Source organism: Oceanimonas aquatica, assembly GCF_030732065.1.
GTDB lineage: Bacteria > Pseudomonadota > Gammaproteobacteria > Enterobacterales > Aeromonadaceae > Oceanimonas.
This window is the reverse complement of record NZ_JAVBHX010000002.1, coordinates 419154-441583: the sequence shown is the minus strand read 5'-3', so window position 1 is coordinate 441583 and position 22430 is coordinate 419154. Positions and strand designations below refer to the sequence as shown.

18 protein-coding genes and 1 tRNA gene are annotated in these 22430 nt (G+C 60.6%); 14 read left to right on the top strand and 5 right to left on the bottom strand.

Features of this window, described 5'->3' with window-relative positions; all coding sequences use genetic code 11:
* The first annotated feature begins 47 nt into the window (after positions 1–47).
* From Q9290_RS05165 to Q9290_RS05155, 3 genes are all read left to right on the top strand, one after another.
* On the top strand, positions 48–1061 hold the full coding sequence (locus Q9290_RS05165; RefSeq protein ID WP_306078563.1) for an ArsJ-associated glyceraldehyde-3-phosphate dehydrogenase: 1014 nt from the start codon (positions 48–50) through the stop codon (positions 1059–1061).
* Between the two features lie 3 nt (positions 1062–1064).
* Positions 1065–2288 (top strand): organoarsenical effux MFS transporter ArsJ, encoded by a 1224-nt coding sequence (arsJ, locus tag Q9290_RS05160; RefSeq protein ID WP_306078562.1) that lies wholly within the window; start codon positions 1065–1067, stop codon positions 2286–2288.
* Between the two features lie 117 nt (positions 2289–2405).
* Positions 2406–2867 (top strand): GNAT family N-acetyltransferase, encoded by a 462-nt coding sequence (locus Q9290_RS05155; protein ID WP_306078561.1) that lies wholly within the window; start codon positions 2406–2408, stop codon positions 2865–2867.
* Positions 2868–3098: 231 nt separating this feature from the next.
* Here the strand turns inward: Q9290_RS05155 and Q9290_RS05150 are convergent.
* Positions 3099–3175 (bottom strand) — tRNA-Pro (locus Q9290_RS05150).
* Between the two features lie 168 nt (positions 3176–3343).
* On the opposite strand from Q9290_RS05150, the gene tadA reads away from it, so the two are divergent.
* Positions 3344–3829, top strand: a complete 486-nt coding sequence (tadA, locus tag Q9290_RS05145; RefSeq protein ID WP_306078560.1) for a tRNA adenosine(34) deaminase TadA — start codon at positions 3344–3346, stop codon at positions 3827–3829.
* 1 nt (position 3830) lies between these two features.
* Here tadA and Q9290_RS05140 read toward each other — a convergent pair whose 3' ends face one another.
* The 3 genes from Q9290_RS05140 to Q9290_RS05130 all read right to left on the bottom strand — a co-directional run bounded on the left by Q9290_RS05140 (position 3831) and on the right by Q9290_RS05130 (position 7940).
* The gene (locus Q9290_RS05140; protein WP_306078559.1) at positions 3831–5306 is read right to left on the bottom strand and encodes a Ppx/GppA phosphatase family protein; all 1476 of its coding nucleotides are present in this window, start codon (positions 5304–5306) and stop codon (positions 3831–3833) included.
* A complete protein-coding gene (gene ppk1, locus Q9290_RS05135; RefSeq protein ID WP_306078558.1) occupies positions 5303–7363 on the bottom strand; it encodes a polyphosphate kinase 1 in 2061 nt (686 codons plus the stop codon). Before ppk1 ends, Q9290_RS05140 begins: the two co-directional genes overlap by 4 nt.
* Before the next feature lie 76 nt (positions 7364–7439).
* Positions 7440–7940 (bottom strand): glycine cleavage system transcriptional repressor, encoded by a 501-nt coding sequence (locus tag Q9290_RS05130; protein WP_306078557.1) that lies wholly within the window; start codon positions 7938–7940, stop codon positions 7440–7442.
* 156 nt (positions 7941–8096) lie between these two features.
* Here Q9290_RS05130 and Q9290_RS05125 point away from each other — a divergent pair, with 156 nt between their 5' ends.
* The 10 genes from Q9290_RS05125 to fbaA all read left to right on the top strand — a co-directional run bounded on the left by Q9290_RS05125 (position 8097) and on the right by fbaA (position 21440).
* Positions 8097–10313: an ABC transporter permease subunit gene (locus tag Q9290_RS05125; RefSeq protein ID WP_306078556.1), complete on the top strand. Its 2217-nt coding sequence runs from the start codon at positions 8097–8099 to the stop codon at positions 10311–10313.
* Between the two features lie 12 nt (positions 10314–10325).
* Positions 10326–11975, top strand: coding sequence for a phosphate ABC transporter permease PstA (pstA, locus tag Q9290_RS05120; RefSeq protein WP_306078555.1), 1650 nt, complete (start codon positions 10326–10328; stop codon positions 11973–11975).
* 32 nt (positions 11976–12007) lie between these two features.
* Positions 12008–12826 carry a phosphate ABC transporter ATP-binding protein PstB gene (gene pstB, locus Q9290_RS05115; protein WP_306078554.1) on the top strand — a complete coding sequence of 273 codons (819 nt, stop codon included), beginning with the start codon at positions 12008–12010 and terminating at the stop codon, positions 12824–12826.
* Between the two features lie 14 nt (positions 12827–12840).
* A complete protein-coding gene (gene phoU, locus Q9290_RS05110; protein WP_306078553.1) occupies positions 12841–13545 on the top strand; it encodes a phosphate signaling complex protein PhoU in 705 nt (234 codons plus the stop codon).
* Between the two features lie 361 nt (positions 13546–13906).
* Positions 13907–16084, top strand: coding sequence for a malate synthase G (locus Q9290_RS05105; protein ID WP_306078552.1), 2178 nt, complete (start codon positions 13907–13909; stop codon positions 16082–16084).
* A gap of 167 nt (positions 16085–16251) precedes the next feature.
* Positions 16252–17628 (top strand): MFS transporter, encoded by a 1377-nt coding sequence (locus Q9290_RS05100; protein ID WP_306078551.1) that lies wholly within the window; start codon positions 16252–16254, stop codon positions 17626–17628.
* A 107-nt stretch (positions 17629–17735) separates the two neighbouring features.
* Entirely contained in the window at positions 17736–17903 is a 168-nt protein-coding gene (locus Q9290_RS05095) for a hypothetical protein (RefSeq protein ID WP_306078550.1), read from the top strand.
* A 165-nt stretch (positions 17904–18068) separates the two neighbouring features.
* Positions 18069–19088 (top strand): erythrose-4-phosphate dehydrogenase, encoded by a 1020-nt coding sequence (epd, locus tag Q9290_RS05090; protein WP_306078549.1) that lies wholly within the window; start codon positions 18069–18071, stop codon positions 19086–19088.
* A gap of 45 nt (positions 19089–19133) precedes the next feature.
* Positions 19134–20297: a phosphoglycerate kinase gene (locus Q9290_RS05085; protein ID WP_306078548.1), complete on the top strand. Its 1164-nt coding sequence runs from the start codon at positions 19134–19136 to the stop codon at positions 20295–20297.
* A 63-nt stretch (positions 20298–20360) separates the two neighbouring features.
* Positions 20361–21440 (top strand): class II fructose-bisphosphate aldolase, encoded by a 1080-nt coding sequence (gene fbaA / locus Q9290_RS05080; protein ID WP_306078547.1) that lies wholly within the window; start codon positions 20361–20363, stop codon positions 21438–21440.
* 129 nt (positions 21441–21569) lie between these two features.
* On the opposite strand, the gene arcA is transcribed toward fbaA, so the two are convergent.
* Positions 21570–22286, bottom strand: a complete 717-nt coding sequence (gene arcA, locus Q9290_RS05075) for a two-component system response regulator ArcA (protein ID WP_306078546.1) — start codon at positions 22284–22286, stop codon at positions 21570–21572.
* Positions 22287–22430 lie beyond the last annotated feature (144 nt).

Genomic DNA, 22430 nt, shown 5'->3' with positions numbered 1-22430 from the left:
GACAGCCAGTGAACCGACAACACATTTTTTAAAGGAAGAGTATCACTGTGACCATCAAGATAGGGATTAACGGCTTTGGCCGCATGGGACGACTGGCACTGCGTGCAGCCTGGAACTGGGACGATGTGGAGTTCGTGCACATTAATGATCCCGCCGGCGACGCCACCACCCTGGCGCATCTGCTGAATTTCGACTCGGTACACGGTCGCTGGGTCCACGAGGCGACGGCCTGTGGCCAGACCATGGTGGTGGGAGAGCAGCGCATCGGTTGCACGCAAAACGCCGCCATTGCCGACACCGACTGGTCCGGATGTGATCTGGTGATCGAGGCCTCGGGCAAAATGAAAACCACCCGCCTGCTGCAGGCCTATCTGGAGCAGGGGGTCAAACGGGTGGTGGTCACCGCCCCGGTCAAGGAAGACGGCGTGCTTAACGTGGTGATGGGCGTGAATGATCACCTGTACGACCCCGGGCAGCATGCCATTGTCACCGCCGCGTCCTGCACCACCAACTGTCTGGCGCCCGTGGTCAAGGTCATTCATGAGCAACTGGGCATTCGCCACGGCTCCATGACTACCATTCACGACATTACCAACACCCAGACCATACTGGATGCGCCCCACAAGGATCTGCGCCGGGCCCGGGCCTGCGGTCAGAGTCTGATCCCCACCACCACCGGCTCGGCTACCGCCATTACCCATATCTTTCCCGAGCTGAAAGGCCGGCTCAATGGCCATGCGGTGCGGGTGCCTCTGGCCAACGCCTCGCTCACCGACTGCGTATTCGAGGTGGAGCGGGCCACCACGGCGGACGAGGTGAATGCCCTGCTGCAGGCCGCCGCCGAGGGGCCACTGGCCGGCATCCTCGGCTATGAAGCGCGGCCGCTGGTGTCGGTGGATTACAAAACCGACCCGCGGTCCGGCATTATCGATGCCCTCTCCACCATGGTGGTCAACGGCACTCAGGTGAAGCTGTATGTCTGGTACGACAACGAGTGGGGCTACGCCAACCGTGCCGCCGAGCTGGCGCGCAAGGTGGGCCGGCTCGACAAGACAGGCTGAACCGTGCTGCGTTCACTGTCTGCGGGCGCACGCCAGTATGTGCTGATCACCGGCAACTACTGGGCCTTTACCCTGACCGACGGCGCCCTGCGCATGCTGGTGGTGCTGTATTTTCATCAGCTGGGTTATGCGCCGCTGCAGATTGCCCTGCTGTTTCTGTTTTACGAGCTGTTCGGGGTCATCACCAATCTGGTGGGAGGCTGGCTGGGCGCCCGGCTGGGGCTGAACCGCACCATGAATCTGGGGCTGGCGCTGCAGGTGGTTGCCCTTTCCATGTTGCTGGTGCCCACGGCCTGGCTGACCGTGCCCTGGGTGATGGCGGCCCAGGCGCTGTCGGGCATTGCCAAGGATCTCAACAAGATGAGTGCCAAAAGCGCCATCAAGTTGCTGGTGCCCGGGCATGCCGAAGGCAGTCTCTATCGCTGGGTGGCGCTGCTGACCGGCTCCAAGAACGCGCTCAAGGGGGCGGGCTTTTTTCTCGGCGGCGCCCTGCTGACGGTGCTTGGCTTTACCGGCGCCGTGGCCGCCATGGCAAGCGTACTGGCGCTGGTGTGGCTGGCGAGCCTGCTGTTGCTGAAACAGGAACTCGGCCGGGCCAGGAACAAGCCGAAGTTTCGGGAGCTGTTCTCCAAAAGCCGCAATATCAACCTGCTGTCGGCGGCGCGGTTGTTTCTGTTTGGCGCCCGGGATGTGTGGTTTGTGGTGGCGCTGCCGGTGTACCTGGCCACCGCCTTTGGCTGGGATCACTGGCGGGTAGGGGGCTTTCTGGCACTCTGGGTGATCGGCTACGGAATGGTGCAGTCGCTGGCGCCGCACCTGACCGGCAAGCGGGCGGGCCGGGTGCCCGGTGCTCGGGCCGCACTGGCCTGGGTACTGCCGCTGGCCATGATGCCGGCGCTCATTGCCCTGGGGCTGACGGCGGAACTGAACGCCCACTGGCTGTTGCCCGGTGGCCTGTTGCTGTTTGGTGTGCTGTTTGCCATCAATTCATCACTGCACAGTTACCTGATTGTCAGTTATGCCAGCGAAGACGGCGTGTCCCTGGACGTGGGCTTTTACTACATGGCCAATGCCATGGGCCGGCTGATGGGTACCCTGCTGTCGGGCTGGGTGTACCAGCAGGCGGGGCTGGCTGCCTGTTTGTGGATTTCAAGCGCCATGCTGGTGCTGGCTGCCCTGTTCACCATGCGACTCGAGCGCGACCGAGCGTTGGCCGGCCAGGCTTGATGGTGTAAAAATCCGTGCTAACAGGTTGAAAGTGGCTGAAAAGCCACTTTTTTATTGACGGTAACTGTGGCTATATAAAGGGGAAGCAAGTCAGCAGTATCAGAAGCAGGAGCAATTATGGAAATCAGGAAGATCCGCAGTGGTGAAACGGGCAGTATCTGGCAGTTGTTCCACGATACCGTGCACCGGATCAACCAGGCCGACTACAGCGAAAGCCAGCTGGCGGTATGGGCACCTGAGGAATATGACGAGCCGCGCTGGGTCAGCCGCTTTATTCGCACCCGGCCGCTGGTGGTGATGGAAGGAAAACGGCTGCTCGGCTTTGCCGAACTTAATGATGACGGCCGCATCGATTTGTTTTATGTACACCATGCCCGCCAGGGCGAGGGCATTGGCCGGGCACTGATGCAGCGGCTGAAGGCTGAAGCGGCGTCACGGGGGCTGTACCGGCTGTATTGCGATGCCAGTATCAACGCCCGGCCGTTTTTTGAGGCCATGGGCTTTAGCGAGGTGGAGCAGCGCCGGATTGAGCGCCATGGCCAGCCGGTGGAAGTATTGCTGATGGAATATAAGGCGTAAAATATCAGCCTCGGGCGCCGGTTCGTGATTCCGGCCTTGAGCCGGCACTGCCGGGCACGGCGCCGCTGGTAAACAGATGCCGGGGCAGGCCCGGCATGACAGCGGTAGCCAGAATGAAAAGCCCACCGCTCAATTGAATGGGCTTTATCGGCCTGTTCTTACAGCCGCTTGAAGCAAGCCGATGCCACAACGCAAAAAGCCCACCGTGAGGTGGGCTTTTTGAGGATGATTTGGTCGGCGTGAGAGGATTTGAACCTCCGACCCCTGACACCCCATGACAGTGCGCTACCAGGCTGCGCTACACGCCGAATTGGGTGCAACTATAAAGACCGGCCCGTCTTGCTGCAAGTCCCTTTTTGGTGTTTTGTGTCCGTTTGGCGCTTTATTGTTCGTGCTGACGGTTTTTTCGGCCCTTTTCCGCTTTGCTTGCAGCGAAGCCGGCTTTTGCCATAATAGCCGCCTTCAGGAGGCGGTGAATGAACGAGCAAGACGAATACTGGATACGCCGGGCCATGGCATTGGCGGCCCGGGCCGAGCAGGAAGGGGAAGTGCCGGTGGGCGCCCTGGTGGTGTACCAGGGCGAGTGCGTGGGCGAGGGCTGGAACCGCTCCATCGGCCATCACGATGCCACCGCCCACGCCGAGATCATGGCGCTGCGCCAGGCCGGGGCGCGCCTGGGCAATTACCGCCTGCTGAATTGCACTCTCTACGTGACCCTGGAGCCGTGCATCATGTGCGCCGGGGCCATGGTGCACAGTCGCATTCAGCGGCTGGTATACGGCGCAAGCGATGCCAAAACCGGCGCCGTGGACTCGGTGCTGCAACTGCTGGCCACCCCCGGCCTCAACCACCGTATCGACTGGCAGTCCGGCGTGCTGGCCGAAGCCTGCTCCAGCCAGCTCAGTGATTTTTTCCGGCGCCGCCGGGCGGAAAAAAAGGCCGCCCGCAAGCAGGCCGGCTGACTCACTCCACCTTCAGCAACAGTGTCCAGCCGGCCTTGCTCTGGTAACTGCATTCGCGCTCCAGGGTGGCGTGCAGCAGCCTGTGCTGCTCGCACCAGCGGGCCGGCAGGTGCAGGGCAAGTGTCTCTGCACAGGCCGACAGCGTGACCGGTAGCGACAAGTCCCGGCGGTAACGATTCAGCGCCACCGCCAGCCGTAGCAGGCGCACCAGCCGCCACAAGGTTGCCTCGGGCAGCCATGAGCCGGTCGTTAACTCCGCCAGTTTCAGCCCCTTGCGGTGAAAGCGCACCAGGCTGGACAGCGCCTGCTGTTGCGCTTGAGTAAAACCGGGCAGGTTGCCGTTGGCAATCAGCCAGGCGGAATGGCGGTGATAGCCGCTGACATTGACGTATACCCCCAGCTCATGGAGGCGGGCCGCCTGTACCAGCAGGGTTCCCTCGGCCGCACTCAACTGCCATGCCTGCCGTACCTGCTTAAACAGACCTTGCGCCGTGCCGGCCACCCGGTTCGCCTGGGCATGATCGAGCCGATACTGGCGTCCGAGTGCCTGCAGGGTATGCCGGCGCAGGGCCTTGTCGGAAACCCCGGGTCCAAAGGCGCTGTGCAGCAGGCCTTCACGCAGGGCGCCCTCCGTATAATGCATGCGCTCGATGTTCAGGGCGCGAAACAGGGCGATGAGAATGGCCAGGCCGGCGGCGATCACCGGCTTGCGCTCATCCGACAATCCCGGCAACGACAGCCGCTCGGCCCGGCCGGCGGCCAGCAGGGTGGTGCGCAGTTGCAGCAATCCCTTCAGGGTCAGCAGGTCGACATTGTTCATCAGGTTTTGCAGGGTACGCACCGTGCCCGAGCAGCCCAGCACTTGTTGCCAGCCGAGTTCGGCAAAGCGGCCACACCCGGTGTTCAGCAGTGCAAGTGCGGCGGCCTCGGCCCGGGTAAAGGCGTGCTCGGTGAGCGAGCCGTCGGCAAAAAACGCGTGAGTAAAACTGACGCAGCCCATGTCCAGGCTGGTGAGCGCCAGGCAGTCATCCTGCTCGCCGATAATCAGCTCGGTGCTGCCACCGCCAATGTCGATGACCAGCGCCCGGCCTTGCCGGGCCTGAGTGGTGCGTGCTCCCCGGTAAATCAGCCGGGCTTCGTCCTCACCGCTGATAATGTCGATATCAAAGCCCAGCACTTGCCGGGCCCGGGCGACGAAGTCGCCGGCGTTTACCGCCCGGCGCAGGGTATAGGTGGCCACGGCCCGGACCTGTGCCGGCGAAAATCCGCGCAGCCGTTCGCCAAACAGCGCCAGGCAGTCCAGCCCCCGGGCCATGGCGGCTTCGTCGAGTTCATGCCGGGCGTTCAGACCGTCTGCCAGCCGCACCCGTTGCTTGATCCTGTCCACCGTGATCAGCCGTTCTTCCAGACGACGGGCGACGATCAGGTGAAAGCTGTTGGAGCCGAGATCGATGCTGGCCACGTACTCCATCGTCATTCGCTTTCCTCCAGCGTCTTGAGATAGTCGTACATGGCCGTTTGTGAGCGTATCTTGCGCCGGTTGCCCCGTTTTACATAGCGGTTTTCCTGGCCGGCATCCAGTATGCGGGCCTTGGTGGTGTCATTGAGCTGCAGTTCCAGCAGATCCATAATGCGCCGGCGCAGTTCGGGCGCCAGTATGGGGGTGGCCACTTCCACGCGAAAGTCCATGTTGCGGGTCATCCAGTCGGCGGAGGAGAGATACACCCTGGGCTGACCGTTGTTGTGAAACACCATCACTCTCGGGTGCTCCAGGTAGCGGTCAACAATGCTGATGGCGCGAATGCGCTCGCTGATCCCCGGCACGCCGGGCATCAGCGAACACATGCCGCGAATGATCAAATCAACCTTTACCCCCGCCTGGCTGGCAGCGTAAAGACGATGGATCAGGCCCTTGTCCACCAGGTTGTTGAGCTTGAGCACAATGCGCGCCGGCAGGCCCTGGCGGGCGTTGGCAATTTCGGCGTCAATCAGACCATACTGGCCCCGGCGCTGGTTGAGGGGCGACACCAGCAGGTGCTGAAACTTGCTGCGGTGATAGGGCTGGCGAATAAAGTCGAATACCGCCGCCACCTCGCTGGTGATTTCGGGATTGGCGGTGAGCAGGGAAAAGTCGGTGTAGATATTGGCGGTTTTTTCATTGAAGTTGCCGGTGCCGATATGGGCATACTGCACCAGCCGGCCTTCTTCCCGCCGGGTGACTAGGCACAGTTTGGAATGCACCTTGAGGCTGGGCACGCCAAATTCCACCGTGATGCCGGCCTCGGTCAGCTGCCGGGCCCAGTCGATATTGGCGGCCTCGTCAAAGCGGGCGCGCAGCTCGATCACGACGGTGACCTTTTTGCCGTTGTTGGCGGCGTCCATCAGTGAATACATGATGCGCGACAGCGAGGCCACCCGGTACACGTTCATTCGAATGCTGACCACCGCCGGGTCAAAGGAGGCCTGGCGCACGAACTCGGTGACATGGCTGAAACTGTGGTAGGGAAAATACAGCAATATGTCGCGCCGGCGAATGGCATCAAAGGACGAGGGGCTGTCGCGAAATTCCCGGCATTTGAGCGGTGGCAGCGGCCGGTTTACCAGGTGTTTGCGGCCCACATTGGGAAAGCCGATAAAGTCCTTGAAATTGTGGTAGCGGCCGCCTGGCATCACGGCGTCGTGGTGCTGAATGCCGAGCTTGTACAGCAGGGTGGCCAGCATGTCGGCGGGCATGTCCCGGTCATGTACAAAGCGCACCGGCAGCGCGGTCAGCCGTTGCTTGAGGCCGTCGCTCATTTTTTCCAGCAGGCTCTGATCGAGCTGGTCCGACAGATCGTATTCCGCGTCCCGGGTCATTTTAAAGGAATGGGCACCAATGCGGTCGTAGTCGAAAAAGCCGGCAAACAGCTCGTTCAGACACAGACGAATGACGTTATCCATGATGATAATGCTTTTTCTACGCCGGCTTTTGCCAGGCGGCAGCACCACAAAGCGGGGCAGCACGTCGGTGGGAATTTCCACCAGGGCGTAATGATGACGGGCTTGCCTGCTCATGCCCACGCACAGGTAGGTGTATTCGTCCTTTAAAAACCGCACCGGATCGATGCCGTCATCCAGCACTATGGGGGAGAGGTAGGCTCGCACCTCGTTCTCGAAATAACGCCGCACCCAGCGTTCCTGCTCGGCGTCGAGCTGGGATTCGTTCAGCAGAAAGATATTCTGCCGGGCCAGGGTGACGATCAGCTCCTTGTAGGTGTTGTCAAAGGTGTCGCCCAGACGCACCACCTTTTGCTGAATGCGTTGCAGCAGCGAGGCCGCGCCGTTGGTTTTGCCCTGATCCGCGTCTATCATCACCCGGCGCTTCACGTCGGCCACGCGGACTCGAAAAAACTCATCCTGATTGTTGGAAAAAATGCCCAGAAAGCGTACCCGCTCGATCAGGGGTACGCTCTTGTCCATGGCTTCCTGCAATACCCGCTCATTAAACGACAGCCAGCTGAGCTCTTTTTCCAGGTACCATTTTTCCGTGCCCATTGATGTTCCCGTTATATTTAATTTGTCATTTTCGGGCACGTTTTATGACAAATAATTATGACACTTTAATGACGACTCAAATGAGGTCGATGTCCACCACCAGATCGTCGCTCAGGGCTTCCAGCCGTTGTTGCAGATCCCCCAGGGTCTGGCCATGGGGCAGGGTCAGGGTGCTCTGAATTTCAAACAGCGGAATGCCGGTAATGGGGGCCGGGTGGCTGTCGGTTTTCAGGCTTTTCACGTTAACGTTCAGGCCGTTGATGATGTCGGTCACTTCGTCGATGATGCCGACCCGGTCGTTGGCGGTGACCGTCAGCCTGAGCTGTTGCCCCTGGGGCGTGGGGCCCTTGCCTTCCACCAGCTGCACCTGAAAGTCGGGCAGGGAGATCAGGGCTTTTTCCAGCGCGGCGCTGTGCTCGGCGGGCACCTGTATTTCCACAATGCCGGCAAAGAAGCCGGCCAGCTCGCTCATGGCGCTGCTCTGCCAGCTGCCGTGATGCTGGCGGACCAGGGCGGCCAGTTGCCGGACCAGGCCGGTTTTGTCGGGGCCAATCAGGGTGGCGACCAGGGTTTTCATGGGCTCTCTCCTTGAATGATGAAACGCTTGCACCGTTCAAGATACACGCCACCGACGTTTTTTACAGGGGGCGCTTGCGGCTTTTGTGGTCTGTAACAAAATTGTCATTTGCTCGCCATAGAATGCACGCAATTGCAAAGCGAACGGAGTGACGGCATGTCAACCCAGACTCAAACCATGGCCCTGACCGGCAGCCGCAAACGCTGGCTCAAGGACAGAGCGGCCCAAATGGGCGTGACCGCCGGCGGCATTATTGTGCTGGTGGCCTTGCTGCTGATTTTTTTCTACCTGTTGTATGTGGTCAAACCCATTTTTAACGGGGCTGACGTGGAGCCCGCCGGGCAGCTGGCCCTGGCCGGCAACGAGACCCCGCTGCTGCTGGGGGTAGAAGAGCAGAACGAGCAGGCCTATACCTTTTCCGCCGACGGCACCGTGCGCTTTTATTCGCTGCTGAACGGCGAGCTGCTGGGCCGCGAGTCGGTCGCTGGCGACATCACCACGGCGGCCGCCAACGACGGCAAGCCGATGGCGGCCTTTGGCCTGAATGACGGCACCATGCGGGTGCTGGCGCCCAAGTTCGACGTCAGCTACCCGGACAATGTACGAACCATTACCCCCGGTCTGACCTGGCCCTTTGGCCAGGCGCCGCTGCAGGTGGATGAGCAGGCCAGAGCGCTGGAGCGGCTGAGCTTTGCCACCAACGGTGAGGATCTGCTGGCGGCGGCGGTGGTCGCCGGCGGCGATATCGTGCTCACCCGCTTTGCCGGCAAGGAAAATTTTCTTACCGGCGAGCTGGAGCTCAGCCCCACCCAGGTGGCCATTCCCGGGCTGCCGGCGCGGGTCGACCAGATTCTGGTGACCCCCAACCTGCGCTTTATGTTTGTACGCAGCGGCAACGAGGTGTCTGTGTATGACGTGCGCAACATTAATAAGGTGCGGCTGCGCTCGGTCATTCCCATGAATGCTCAGGGAGGCAACATCAGTGCCATGATCCTGCTGTCCGGCGGCAACTCGCTGCTGGTGGGCAACGACAATGGCGTGGTATCCCAGTGGTTTGAGGTGGCGAAGGACGGCAAGCGCGAGTTTACCTTTATTCGCGAGTTCGAGGCCGCCGGGCCGGTGGCGCACATCGCCAACGAGGTAAACCGCAAGGGCTTTGTGACCGTCAGCACCCAGGGAGAAGTGGACATCTTCCACACCACAGGTGGCAGCCATCTTTATTCCGAACAACTGGCGGACCAGGGCGTGTCGGCCCTGGCGCTGTCGCCGCGCAACAACCTGTTGCTGGTGGCCGAGGGTGACACCCTGTCCACCTTTGCCGTGGACAACGAGCATCCGGAAGTGACCTGGAAGGCGCTGTGGACCAAGGTCTGGTATGAAGGTTACCCCGAACCCCAGTATGTGTGGCAGTCCACCTCCGGCAGCAGCGACTTTGAAGCCAAGCTGAGCCTGGTGCCCATTTCCTTCGGCACCATCAAGGCGGCCTTTTACGCCCTGCTGTTTGCGGTACCCATCGCCATTGCCGGCGCCGTGTACACCGCCTATTTCATGTCGCCGGGGCTGCGCAAGGTGGTCAAGCCCACGGTGGAGATCATGGAAGCCCTGCCCACCGTGATCCTCGGCTTTCTCGCCGGTCTGTGGCTGGCGCCGCTGATCGAAAGCCACCTGCCGGGCGTGGTCATGGTGCTGGTGCTGCTGCCGGCATCGGTGCTGCTCACTGCCTTTGCCTGGCACCATGCACCCAAAGGCATTCGCAACGCCGTGCCCGATGGCTGGCACAGCCTGGTGCTGCTGCCGGTGGTGGTGCTGGTGGGCTGGGCCTGCTTTGCCTTCAGCCCGGCGGTGGAAACCCTGTTCTTTGGTGGTGACGCCCGGGGTTTTCTGACCAACGAGCTGGGCATCGGTTTTGACCAGCGCAACTCCCTGGTGGTAGGCATCGCCATGGGCTTTGCGGTGATCCCCACCATCTTCTCCATCGCCGAAGACGCCGTGTTCTCGGTACCCCGTCACCTGACCAACGGCTCTCTGGCCCTAGGTGCCACTACCTGGCAGACCCTGACCCGGGTGGTGATGCTCACCGCCAGCCCCGGTATTTTCTCGGCGGTAATGATGGGCCTGGGCCGGGCCGTGGGCGAAACCATGATAGTGCTGATGGCCACCGGCAACACCCCGGTCATGGATCTCAGCATCTTTAACGGCATGCGCACCCTCGCCGCCAACATAGCGGTGGAAATGCCGGAAGCGGAGGTGAACAGCTCGCACTACCGGGTGCTGTTCCTGGCGGCCTTTGTGCTCTTTGTGTTCACCTTCCTGTTCAATACGGTTGCGGAGTTCGTGCGTCAGCGGCTGCGTGACAAATACAGCTCAATGTAAGGGACGATAACGATGAGTAAATGGTTCAAATCGGGTTCGCCCTGGATCTGGATGACCGGCGGGGCGGTAAGCCTCAGTCTGGTGGCGGTACTGGGCCTGCTGCTGATGATCGGCTGGCGCGGCCTCACCTACTTCTGGCCGCACACCATCTATGAATGGCAGCTGAGCACGCCGGAAGGCGAACGCAGCACAGTGATCGGTGAAATTCACGACCGTGAGCAGGTGCCCGTGGCCCAGCTGCGTGGCGCCGGCCTCACCCTGGAAGGCGTGACCAGCGACACCCTGACCCGTTATCTGGTGAAAACCGGCAACCGGGAGTTTGTGCCCCTGGACTTTCGCTGGATCCTCGAGACCGACATCGTGTCCCGCACCGAGCCCACGCAACTGGCGGTAATCGAGCGCTCTCACAACGGCAATTTCTACGGCTATGTGGAGCAGGTGCTGGAAAACGACAGCGCCGTGGCCGGCGATCCCCGTGAGCAGCTGCTGGCGCGCATTGATCGGGTGGATGAGCTCAACGAGCGCATGGACGAGTTGCAGCGGGGCGAGATCGGCAGCATCAACCATCAGCTGGAGCGGCTGCGCCTCAAGCAGCGCGGCCTGGAGCTGGACGGTGAGCTCACCGATGAAGCCCTGGCCGCCATTCAGGCCGAGGAGCAACAGCTGCGCGCCGACTATCAGGTGCTGGAAAAGGAGCTGTTTGCCCTGCGCGATGAAGCCCGCCGCGACAGCGTGGTGGTGCGCGACATGCGTGGTCAGGAGGTGACCCTGTCTCTCGGTGAGGTGCTGGACGTGGCCTGGCCCAACGACATGGGCTGGCTGGCACAAACCGGTCACTGGTTCGGCGAAATGGGCAAGTTCATCAGCGGCGAGCCGCGGGAAGCCAACACCGAGGGTGGCGTGTTCCCGGCCATTTTCGGTACCGTGTTCATGGTGATCCTGATGGCCATTATCGTCACCCCGCTGGGGGTGGTGGCCGCCATCTACCTGCATGAGTATGCCGGCAAGAACAACCTGACCAAGGTCATTCGCATCGCGGTGATCAACCTCGCCGGGGTGCCGTCCATTGTATACGGCGTGTTTGGCCTGGGCTTTTTCGTGTACATGCTGGGTGGCTCCCTCGACCGCCTGTTCTACCCCGAGGCCCTGCCCACGCCCACCTTTGGCTCGCCCGGCGTGCTGTGGTCGGCGCTGACCCTGGCTATTCTGACCCTGCCGGTGGTGATCGTGTCCACCGAGGAAGGCCTGTCGCGGATCCCCACCTCGGTGCGCCAGGGCTCGCTGGCGCTGGGAGCCACCAAGGCCGAAACCCTGTGGCGCATTATTATTCCCATGGCCAGTCCGGCCATCATGACCGGCCTGATCCTGGCCATTGCCCGGGCCGCGGGTGAGGTGGCACCGCTGATGCTGGTGGGCGTGGTCAAGCTGGCGCCCAACCTGCCGGTGGACGGCAACTTCCCCTATCTGCATCTGGAGCGCAAGTTCATGCACCTGGGCTTTCATATTTACGACGTGGGTTTTCAGAGCCCCAACGTGGAGGCGGCGCGCCCGCTGGTGTACGCGACCTCCTTCCTGCTGGTGACGGTGATCGTGGGACTGAACCTGACCGCCATCGGTATTCGTAATCACCTGCGTGAAAAATTCCGCTCGCTGGATCAGTGATTCGGCCGGCCACCGTACAGAGGTATAGAAACATGATTAACGTAGCCACCCCCCTGACTCAGGACACCACCCTGGATCTCGGCCGTCTGAGCGAGGCCCAGACCGCCCTGGAAGTGCGCGGGCTCAACCTGTATTACGGTGCCAAGCAGGCGCTGTTCAATGTCGACATGAAAATCGCCAAAGGCCAGGTCACCGCCTTTATCGGCCCGTCCGGTTGCGGCAAGTCCACCCTGTTGCGCTGCATCAACCGCATGAACGATCTGGTGGAAACCTGTCGCATCGAGGGCGAAATTCTGCTGCACAACCAGAACATCTACGGCAAGGAAGTGGACGTGGCCGCCCTGCGCCGCCGGGTAGGCATGGTGTTTCAGCGTCCCAACCCCTTTCCCAAGTCCATTTATGAAAACGTGGTCTACGGCCTGCGACTGCAGGGCATCAACGACCGCCGCCGCCTTGACGAGGCGGTGGAGCGCTCCCTGCGCGGAGCGGCCTTGTGGGACGAGGTGAAGGACCGGCTGCACGACAACGCCTTTGGCCTGTCCGGTGGTCAGCAGCAGCGTCTGGTGATCGCCCGGGCCATTGCCATCGAGCCGGAAGTGCTGCTGCTCGACGAGCCCACCTCGGCCCTGGACCCCATTTCCACCCTGGTGATCGAAGAGCTGATCAATACCCTGAAAGAGCAGTACACTGTGGTGATCGTGACCCATAACATGCAGCAGGCGGCCCGAGTGTCGGATCAGACCGCCTTCATGTACATGGGCGAACTGATTGAATATGCCGACACCAATACCCTGTTTACCACCCCGAGCAAGAAAAAGACCGAAGACTACATTACCGGTCGCTACGGCTAAGGAGCCCCACTGGAATGGACAAGCTGAATCTCAACAAACACATCTCCGGCCAGTTTAACGCCGAGCTGGAAGGGGTACTCAACCAGGTACTAGTGATGGGTGGCCTGGTGGAGCAGCAGCTCACCGATGCCATTACCGCCATTCACGAGCAGAACATGGATCTGGCCCGCCAGATCGTGGCCACGGATCACAAGGTTAACGCCCTGGAAGTGCAGATCGACGAGGAATGCACCCGCATTATCGCCAAGCGCCAGCCGGCGGCGTCGGATCTGCGGCTGGTGCTGGCCATTATCAAGACCATTACCGATCTGGAGCGCATCGGCGACGTGGCCAAGCGCATCGGCATGATGCTGCTCGACAACGCCAACAAGAAGCAGCCGCCGCTGGTGTCCATGGAAAACATGGGCCGGCGCACCGTGCGCATGCTGCACGAATCTCTCGATGCCTTTGCCCGTATGGACGTGGAAGCGGCCATTGAAGTGCACAAGGAAGACGACAAGGTGGATCGGGAATACGAGTCCATCATTCGCGAGCTGATGACCTTCATGATGGAAGATCCCCGCTCCATTCCTCACGTGCTCAACGTGCTCTGGTGCGCCCGCTCTCTGGAACGGGTAGGGGACCGGGTGCAGCATATCTGCGAATACATCATTTATTTCGTCAAGGGCAAGGACGTACGCCATACCAGTGACGAAGACATTCACAGCATGCTGGACTGAACCGTCCGCTGACATGGTCAATAAAAAAACGCGCTTCGGCGCGTTTTTTGTTGCTGCGAGCACGGTAAAAAGGGCGGGAAACCCGCGGCTAGCCAGGCCGCCGCATAAGGATCCATGCGGGATCCTGTCCAATCCTGAAGCAATGGTGCTCAGATTGGCGGAAAGGCTTATATCATTGATTTATATGAAATATCATAATTAAACTGTTTTTTTATTCACAATTTGTGAAGATCCTGTGACCATATATTGCAATTCGACTTTGCCTCAAACCGCCTTCGCAGGTAAACTATCGCTCCCAAGCGATTAGGGTTAGTGATCGGTCGATTGATAACTACTGACAACTAGAATAGAAGAAGCAACTATGACGGAACGTACTCACCTCGGCACTTTGCAAGTCGCTACCGTTCTACATGATCTGGTAGTAAATGAAATCATTCCCGGTACCGGCGTTGAGCCCGCCGCGTTCTGGAGTGGCATGGAGCAGATTGTTAACGATCTGGCCCCTAAAAACCGCGCCCTGCTGGAAAAGCGGGAAGCCCTGCAGCAGCAGATCGATGAATGGCACAACGCCAACGCCGGTCAGCCGCACGATGCTGTTGCCTACAAGCAATTCCTGACCGACATCGGCTATCTGTTGCCGGAGGTGGAAGATTACCAGATCACCACCACCAACGTTGACGCCGAACTGGCCACCCTGGCCGGCCCGCAGCTGGTGGTACCGGTAAACAACGCCCGTTACTGCCTGAACGCCGCCAACGCGCGCTGGGGCAGCTTGTACGATGCCCTGTACGGCAGTGACGCCATTTCCGAAACCGATGGCGCCGAAAAGACCAAATCCCTGAACCCGCGCCGCGCCGAGAAGGTGATTGCCTGGGGCCGCAACCTGCTGGATCAGGCCGCACCGCTGGCTGCCGGCAGCCACGCCGACGCCACTGCCTACCAGGTGGTGAACGGTCAGCTGCAGATCACTCTGGAAAACGGTGACACCACCACCCTGGCCGATGCCGACAAGTTCGCCGGCTACAAGGGCGACACCGCCGCTCCGTCTTCCGTGCTGGTACGCAACAACGGTCTGCACATCGAGCTGGTGTTTGATGCCAACAACCCGGTTGCCCAGCTCGACAAGGCCGGCATCAAGGATCTGATCGTTGAAGCTGCCCTGTCCACCATCATGGACTGCGAAGACTCCGTGGCCGCCGTGGACGCCGAAGACAAGGTTGGCGTATACCGCAACTGGCTGGGCCTGATGAAGGGCACCCTGAGCCAGAAGGTGCAGAAGGGCGACAAGGAAATCGTTCGTACCCTGAACCCGGATCGCGAATACCTGAACCCTCAGGGCGAAGCCTTCACCCTGCACGGCCGCAGCCTGCTGTTCGTCCGTAACGTGGGTCACCTGATGACCAACGACCAGGTGCTGGACAAGGATGGCAACGAGGTGCCGGAAGGCATCATTGATGGCCTGGTGACCTGCCTGATCGCCATTCACGACCTGAAGGGTAACGGCAAGTTCCGTAACTCCCGCACCGGCAGCGTATACATCGTTAAGCCGAAGATGCACGGTCCGGAAGAAGTGGCCTTTGCGGTTGAACTGTTCGGCCGAATCGAAAAAGTACTGGGCCTCGCCGAGAACACCCTGAAAGTGGGCATCATGGACGAAGAGCGTCGCACCAGCGCCAACCTCAAGTCCGCCATCTATGAAGCCCGTGACCGTGTTGTGTTCATCAACACCGGCTTCCTGGACCGTACCGGTGACGAAATCCACACCAGCATGGAAGCCGGCCCCGTTGTTCGCAAGGGCAACATGAAGCAGCAGGCCTGGATCCAGTCCTACGAAAACAACAACGTGGACGTGGGTCTGGCCGCCGGCCTGCAGGGCAAGGCACAAATCGGCAAGGGCATGTGGGCCATTCCCGACAACATGTCTGACATGCTGGAGCAGAAGATCGGTCACCCGCTGGCCGGCGCCAATACTGCCTGGGTTCCGTCTCCGACCGCTGCCACCCTGCACGTGACTCACTACCATCAGGTGAACGTCAAGTCCCGTCAGGACGAGCTGAAGTCTCGCGAGCCGGCCAAGCTGGACGACCTGCTGACCATTCCGCTGCTGACTCAGGCTGAAAAAGACGCGCTGACTGCAGAAGACATTCAGAACGAGCTGGACAACAACGCCCAGGGCATTCTGGGTTACGTGGTTCGCTGGATTGACCAGGGTGTGGGCTGCTCCAAGGTACCCGACATCAACAACGTGGGCCTGATGGAAGACCGCGCGACCCTGCGTATTTCCGCTCAGCACATCGCCAACTGGCTGCGTCATGGCATCTGCTCCCAGGAGCAGGTAATGGAGTCCATGAAGCGCATGGCCGCCATCGTTGACGAGCAGAACGCCGGCGACCCGCTGTACCGCAACATGGCCCCGGGCTTTGACGGCGTGGCCTTTGAAGCCGCCTGTGCGCTGGTGTTTGAAGGCACCACCCAGCCCAGCGGTTACACCGAGCCCCTGCTGCACGCCTACCGTCGCAAGCTGAAAGCTCAGGGCTAAGGTCCACTTTCGGTAATCTCAAACCCCCGGCCTCAGGCCGGGGGTTTTTGTTTGCCCCGGCAGAAAAGTGATCCGTCCCCGATATTGAATGCTCCGGACTTGTTCACGGCCGCCGGTTGCTGTCAATCTGAGCAACTTTCATTTTCTTCGTTCAGACTGTCGCCATCATGATAAAACGCCTGGTCATTTCCTTGTCATCGCTGATCTTCAGCGTCTTCCTGCTGATGGGGGGCAACACCTTTGTGATGACTCTGCTCGGGGTGAACCTGGGCCTGAAGCAGGTGGAGCCGACGCTGATCGGCAGCATAATGGTGTGCTACTCGGTGGGCTTTGTGCTGGGCTCCCTGTACGGGCCTGGTGTGATCAAGCGGGTAGGGCACATTCGTGCCTTTGCGGTGTTCAGCGCCGTGCTGGCCAGCTCCACCCTGATATTTCCCCTCACCGACAGCATCATCATCTGGGCCCTGCTGCGGGCGCTCAGCGGTATTGCCGTGGCCGGCAGCTTTGTGGTGATCGAAAGCTGGTTCAGCGCCGTGGCCACCAGCGACAACCGGGCCAGCCTGTTTTTCGCCTACCAGATCTGCGCCTATCTGGCGGCCACCGCCGGCCAGCTGCTGATTGGCTTCACCGATCCCGCCGCCTTTGTGCCCTTTACCCTGGGGGCCATTTTGCTCACTGCCGCCCTGGTGCCGCTATCGCTGACCCGGATGGAAGCGCCCACGGTGGAGCACAGCGAGCGCATCAGCCTGAAGTCCATTGTGCGCAGCGCGCCGGTTGGCCTGCTGGCGGCGCTGTGCAGCGGCGTGCTGATCAGCAGCTTTTATGCCATGGCACCGGTCTATGCCATTCAGGTGGGGTTGCCGGTGGGGCAGTTATCCTGGTTTATGGCGGTGTCCATCTTTACCTTTATTCTGTTTGCCTGGCCCCTGGGGCGGCTGTGTGACCGGCTTGACCGGGCCCGCATCATGGTGGCCATTAACCTGGTGATCGTGCTGAGCGCCGCCGGCGTGATCATCGGCGGCGGTGTTCACCTCGGCATTCTTATCGGCTTTTCCGCCCTCTACATGGGCATGGTGGCGTCCATTTACCCGGTGGCGGTGGCCATTACCAACGACCGCATGGAGGCGCATCATATTGTGGCCGCCAGTACTACCCTGTTGCTGAGCTATGGCCTGGGCAGCTCCATCGGCCCGCTGTTCAGCTCGGGCATGATGACCTGGCTTGGTCCTCAGGGGCTCTATATCGGTTGCGGCGGCGTGGCGCTGCTGCTGAGTGGTTACACCTGGTGGTGGCAGCGGCGCATGCCCTCGCTGCCGGTGGAAGAGCAGGCGGCGTATATCGCCACCCCGGTCAACACCCCGGGTGTGATCACCGAGCTCGACCCCCGTAACGACGAGTTTGTGGATGTGCCCATGGAAGAGGTGTTCCCGGATCTGGAAGAGGAAGCCATTGCCGACGCCCAGGCCGGACAGATGGAGCTGGATCTGAGCGAGCCGGAGCCGGCCCCGACACTGGAAACGGACGATGGCTTCTGCCGAAGCTGAGTCGGCAGGGCACTGATTGGCCTTTGTAGTGCAAAGCGGGTACTGTCATCAAACCGTCAATCGGTCAGGTTAATCTGAGTTCGGTTTCAATCAGCGAGGATTGCTTTATGGATAATGTATCGCGTATGAATGCTGCTTCCACCCCGCCGCCCTGTATCTGGTCGGCGGACGATTGTTACCCCGCCCACGTCCTGCACTGGCTGCAACAACAGGCCCACCGGGCCGAGCCAGGCGTTGTCGTCAACGAGCCTGAAGCCGAGCTCGACATTGTCTGAATTTTGTTCCCTGGTTGCCGCCCCGGCCGAGTAAATGGCCGGGTTTTTCCTTTTTCGGGCTGCATCACTGCCTTCGCCATTCCCCTTGCTTTCAATCCTCGTTAGACTTGGGCCTGAATTATGATACCGGGCTCACGCCCTCAGCCCAGCAGGAAGCAGACAGCAATGATTCGACTCGCCATCAATGGGTACGGCCGCATCGGTCGCAGCGTGCTGCGCGCCTTTTACGAGCGTGGCCTTCACCGGCGCATGAAAATCGTGGCCATTAACGAGCTGGCCGAGCCCGAGGCCATGGCCCACCTGACCCGCTACGACTCCAGCCACGGCCGCTTTGGCCAGGACGTCAGTCTGGCAGGCGAGCACATGCGCATTGGCGACGATGCCATTCGGCTGTGTCACGAGCCCGATGCGGGCAAGCTGCCCTGGGCCGAGCTGGGCGTGGATCTGGTGCTGGACTGTACCGGCGTGTTTTCGAGCCGGGCCGATGCCGGCCGGCACATGGCGGCAGGAGCGGGGCGCGTGCTGTATTCCCACCCGGCCGACAGCGACGTTGACGCCACCATTGTTTACGGTGTCAATCACCAGCAGCTCACCGGTCACGAGACCATCGTCTCCAACGCTTCATGCACCACCAACTGTGTGGTGCCGGTGATTGAAACCTTGCACCGGGTGTTCAACATCAAGTGTGGCAACATCACCACCATTCACTCGGCCATGAACGATCAGCAGGTGATCGACGCCTATCACACCGATCTGCGCCGTACCCGGGCCGCCAGCCAGTCCATTATTCCGGTGGACACCAAGCTGGCCAAAGGAGTTGAGCGCATACTGCCGCACTTTGCCGGCAAGTTCGAGGCCATTTCCGTGCGGGTGCCCACCATTAACGTCACAGCCATGGATCTCAGCATTATTGTGGAAAGGCACGCCTCGGTGGAAGAGGTGAACGAGGTACTGCGCAAGGCCGCCGAGGGCCCGCTCAAGGGCATTCTCGATTACACCGAAGCCCCGCTGGTGTCGGTAGACTTCAACCACGATCCGCATTCTTCCATTATCGACGGCACCCAGACCCGGGTGAGCGACGCCAACCTCATCAAGATGCTGATGTGGTGTGACAACGAGTGGGGCTTTGCCAACCGCATGCTGGATACCAGCCTGGCCTGGCTGGCGGCAAGCGAGTCGGTTTAACCGTTTTCGATTTAACAACAGTACTGCCAATTTAGAGGACGTATTATGTCTGTCATCAAAATGAATGAACTCGATCTGTCCGGCAAGCGGGTGCTGATCCGCGCCGACCTGAACGTGCCGGTAAAAAACGGCAAGGTCGGCTCCGACGCCCGCATTCTGGCCTCGCTGCCCACCATTGAAGCGGCCCTGGCCAAGGGCGCCAAGGTGATGGTGACCTCGCACCTGGGCCGCCCCACCGAAGGGGAATATGCCGACGAGTTCTCTCTGCAACCGGTGGTGGACTATCTGGCCGGCAAACTGAGCGTGCCGGTGCGCCTGGCAAGCGACTACCTGAACGGCCTCGAGATTGCCGACAATGAGCTGGTGGTACTGGAAAACGTGCGCTTCAACCAGGGCGAGAAGAAGGACGACGAGACCCTGTCCCGTCAGTACGCGGCGCTGTGTGATGTGTTTGTGATGGATGCCTTCGGCACCGCTCACCGGGCCCAGGCCTCCACCCACGGCGTGGCCAAATACGCCCCCGTGGCCTGTGCCGGCCCCTTGCTGTCCGCCGAGCTGGACGCCCTGGCCAAGGCCATGGATAAGCCGGCCCGTCCCATGGTGGCCATTGTGGGCGGCTCCAAGGTATCCACCAAGCTGACCGTGCTGGAGTCCCTGTCCCAGGTCGCCGACCAGCTGGTGGTGGGCGGCGGCATCGCCAACACCTTTATCGCTGCCGCCGGTCACCCGGTGGGCAAGTCACTGTATGAGCCCGAGCTGCTCGACACCGCCAAAAAGCTTGCCGCCGAGTGCGCCATTCCCCTGGCCACCGACGTGGTGGTAGGCACCGAGTTTTCCGAGCAGGCCGAGGCCGCCACCAAGCCGGTGAGCGAGGTGGACGCCGACGACATGATCTTCGATCTGGGCCCCGATTCCGCCGATGCCCTGGCCAAAATTCTGAAAGAAGCCAAAACCATTCTGTGGAATGGTCCGGTGGGCGTGTTTGAATTCGATCAGTTCGCCCACGGCACCGAGGTGGTGGCCAAAGCCATTGCCGAGAGCGACGCCTTCTCCATCGCCGGTGGTGGCGACACCCTGGCGGCCATCGACAAGTTCGGCATCAAGGACAAGGTGTCCTATATCTCCACCGGTGGCGGCGCTTTCCTCGAATTTGTGGAAGGCAAGACCCTGCCGGCAGTGGCCATGCTGGAGCAGCGTGCCCAGGGCTGAGCCCACTTATTCAGTTAACGCGGCCGGTAGCGCCGGCCGCGATGCAGCATACAGGAGCAAAAAATGTCCCAGAAAATTTCCGACGTGGTCAAGCCGGGCGTGGTCAGCGGCGATGACATGCAAAAGATCTTTGCCATCGCCAAGGAAAACCAGTTCGCCCTGCCGGCGGTGAACGTGGTCGGTACCGACTCGGTCAACGCCGTGATCGAAGCCGCCGCCAAGGTCAAGGCGCCGGTGATCGTGCAGTTCTCCAACGGCGGTGCCGCCTACTTTGCCGGTAAAGGCCTCAAGCTGGAAGGTCACCAGGCCGCCATTCTCGGTGCCATTTCCGGTGCCCGTCACGTGCATGCGGTGGCCGAGGTCTATGGCGTGCCGGTGATCCTGCATACCGATCATGCCGCCAAGAAGCTGCTGCCCTGGATTGACGGCCTGCTCGACGCCGGTGAAAAGCACTTTGCCGAAACCGGCAAGCCGCTGTTCAGCTCCCACATGATCGACCTGTCCGAAGAGAGCCTGGAAGAGAACATCGAAATCTGCGCCAACTACCTGGAGCGCATGAGCAAGATTGGCATGACCCTGGAAATCGAACTGGGCTGCACCGGCGGTGAAGAAGACGGCGTCGACAACACCGGCATGGACAGCTCCCTGCTGTATACCCAGCCGGAAGACGTGGCCTATGCCTACGAGAAACTGAGTGCGGTCAGCGACAAGTTCACCATCGCCGCCTCCTTTGGCAATGTGCACGGCGTGTACAAGCCGGGTAACGTCAAGCTGACCCCGAAGATCCTCGACAACTCCCAGAAGTACGTGTCCGAGAAGTTCGGTCTGGCGCCCAAGTCCCTGGACTTCGTGTTCCACGGCGGCTCCGGCTCCTCTGCCGAGGAAATCAAGGAGTCCATCAGCTACGGTGTGATCAAGATGAACATCGACACCGACACCCAGTGGGCCACCTGGGCCGGCGTGATGAACTACTACAAGGAAAAGGAAGCCTATCTGCAGGGCCAGATCGGTAACCCCGAGGGCGACGATAAGCCCAACAAGAAGTACTACGATCCCCGCGTCTGGCTGCGTGAAGGCCAGCTCAGCATGATCGCCCGCCTGGAGCAGGCGTTCCGCGAGCTGAACGCCGTCGACGTGCTGTAAGGCACCACAGTCACAAACAAAAAGTCACAAACAAAAATACCGGCCCTATGGCCGGTATTTTTTTGCCGTCATTCCGGCCTTGAGCCGGAATCCGAAGATGCCGGGTCGTGGCCCGGCATGACGTGTTTTTTACCCTTCCAGCTCGCCGCAGAAGCGGTAGCCTTCACCGTGAATGGTGGCGATGATTTCGGGGGTATCGGGCACCGATTCAAAGTGCTTGCGAATGCGGCGAATGGTCACGTCCACGGTGCGGTCATGGGGCTTGAGTTCGCGGCCGGTCATTTTCTTCAGCAGTTCGGCGCGGCTCTGGATCTGGCCCGGGTGCTCACAGAAATGCACCATGGCGCGGAACTCGCTGCGGGGCAGCTTGAACACTTCACCGCTGGGGCTCACCAGGGCACGGCTGTTGATGTCCAGGGTCCAGCCGTTAAAGCGGTAGGCCTCCACCTGCTTTTCGTCTTCCTGGGCATCGGGGGCCTGCATGGTACGACCCAGCAGGTTGCGGGCACGAATGGTCAGCTCACGGGGGTTGAACGGCTTGGTGATGTAGTCGTCGGCGCCGATTTCCAGACCGAGGATCTTGTCAACCTCGTTGTCGCGGCCGGTGAGGAACATCAGGGCCAGGTTGTGCTGCTCACGCAGTTCCCGGGCCAGCAACAGGCCATTTTTGCCGGGTAGGTTGATGTCCATGATCACCAGGTTCACCTTGTGATCGGACAGGGCCTTGTACATTTCCTCACCATCGGTGGCTTCCAGTACGGTGTAACCTTCCGCCTCAAAAATACCTTTAAGGGTGTTACGGGTGACCAGTTCGTCTTCGACGATAAGAATGTGTGGAGTCTGCATGAGCTTACCTGTTCTCTGAATGTAAAAATACTGGCATCGGCACCACGGTTCCGAGGTCAGGCGGCAAGGCAAAAGGTTGGTGTAACAAACTTACTTGTGAGCGGTGTTTACCATGCCGGGGCCTGCCCCTGTCGTAGTGCTGTT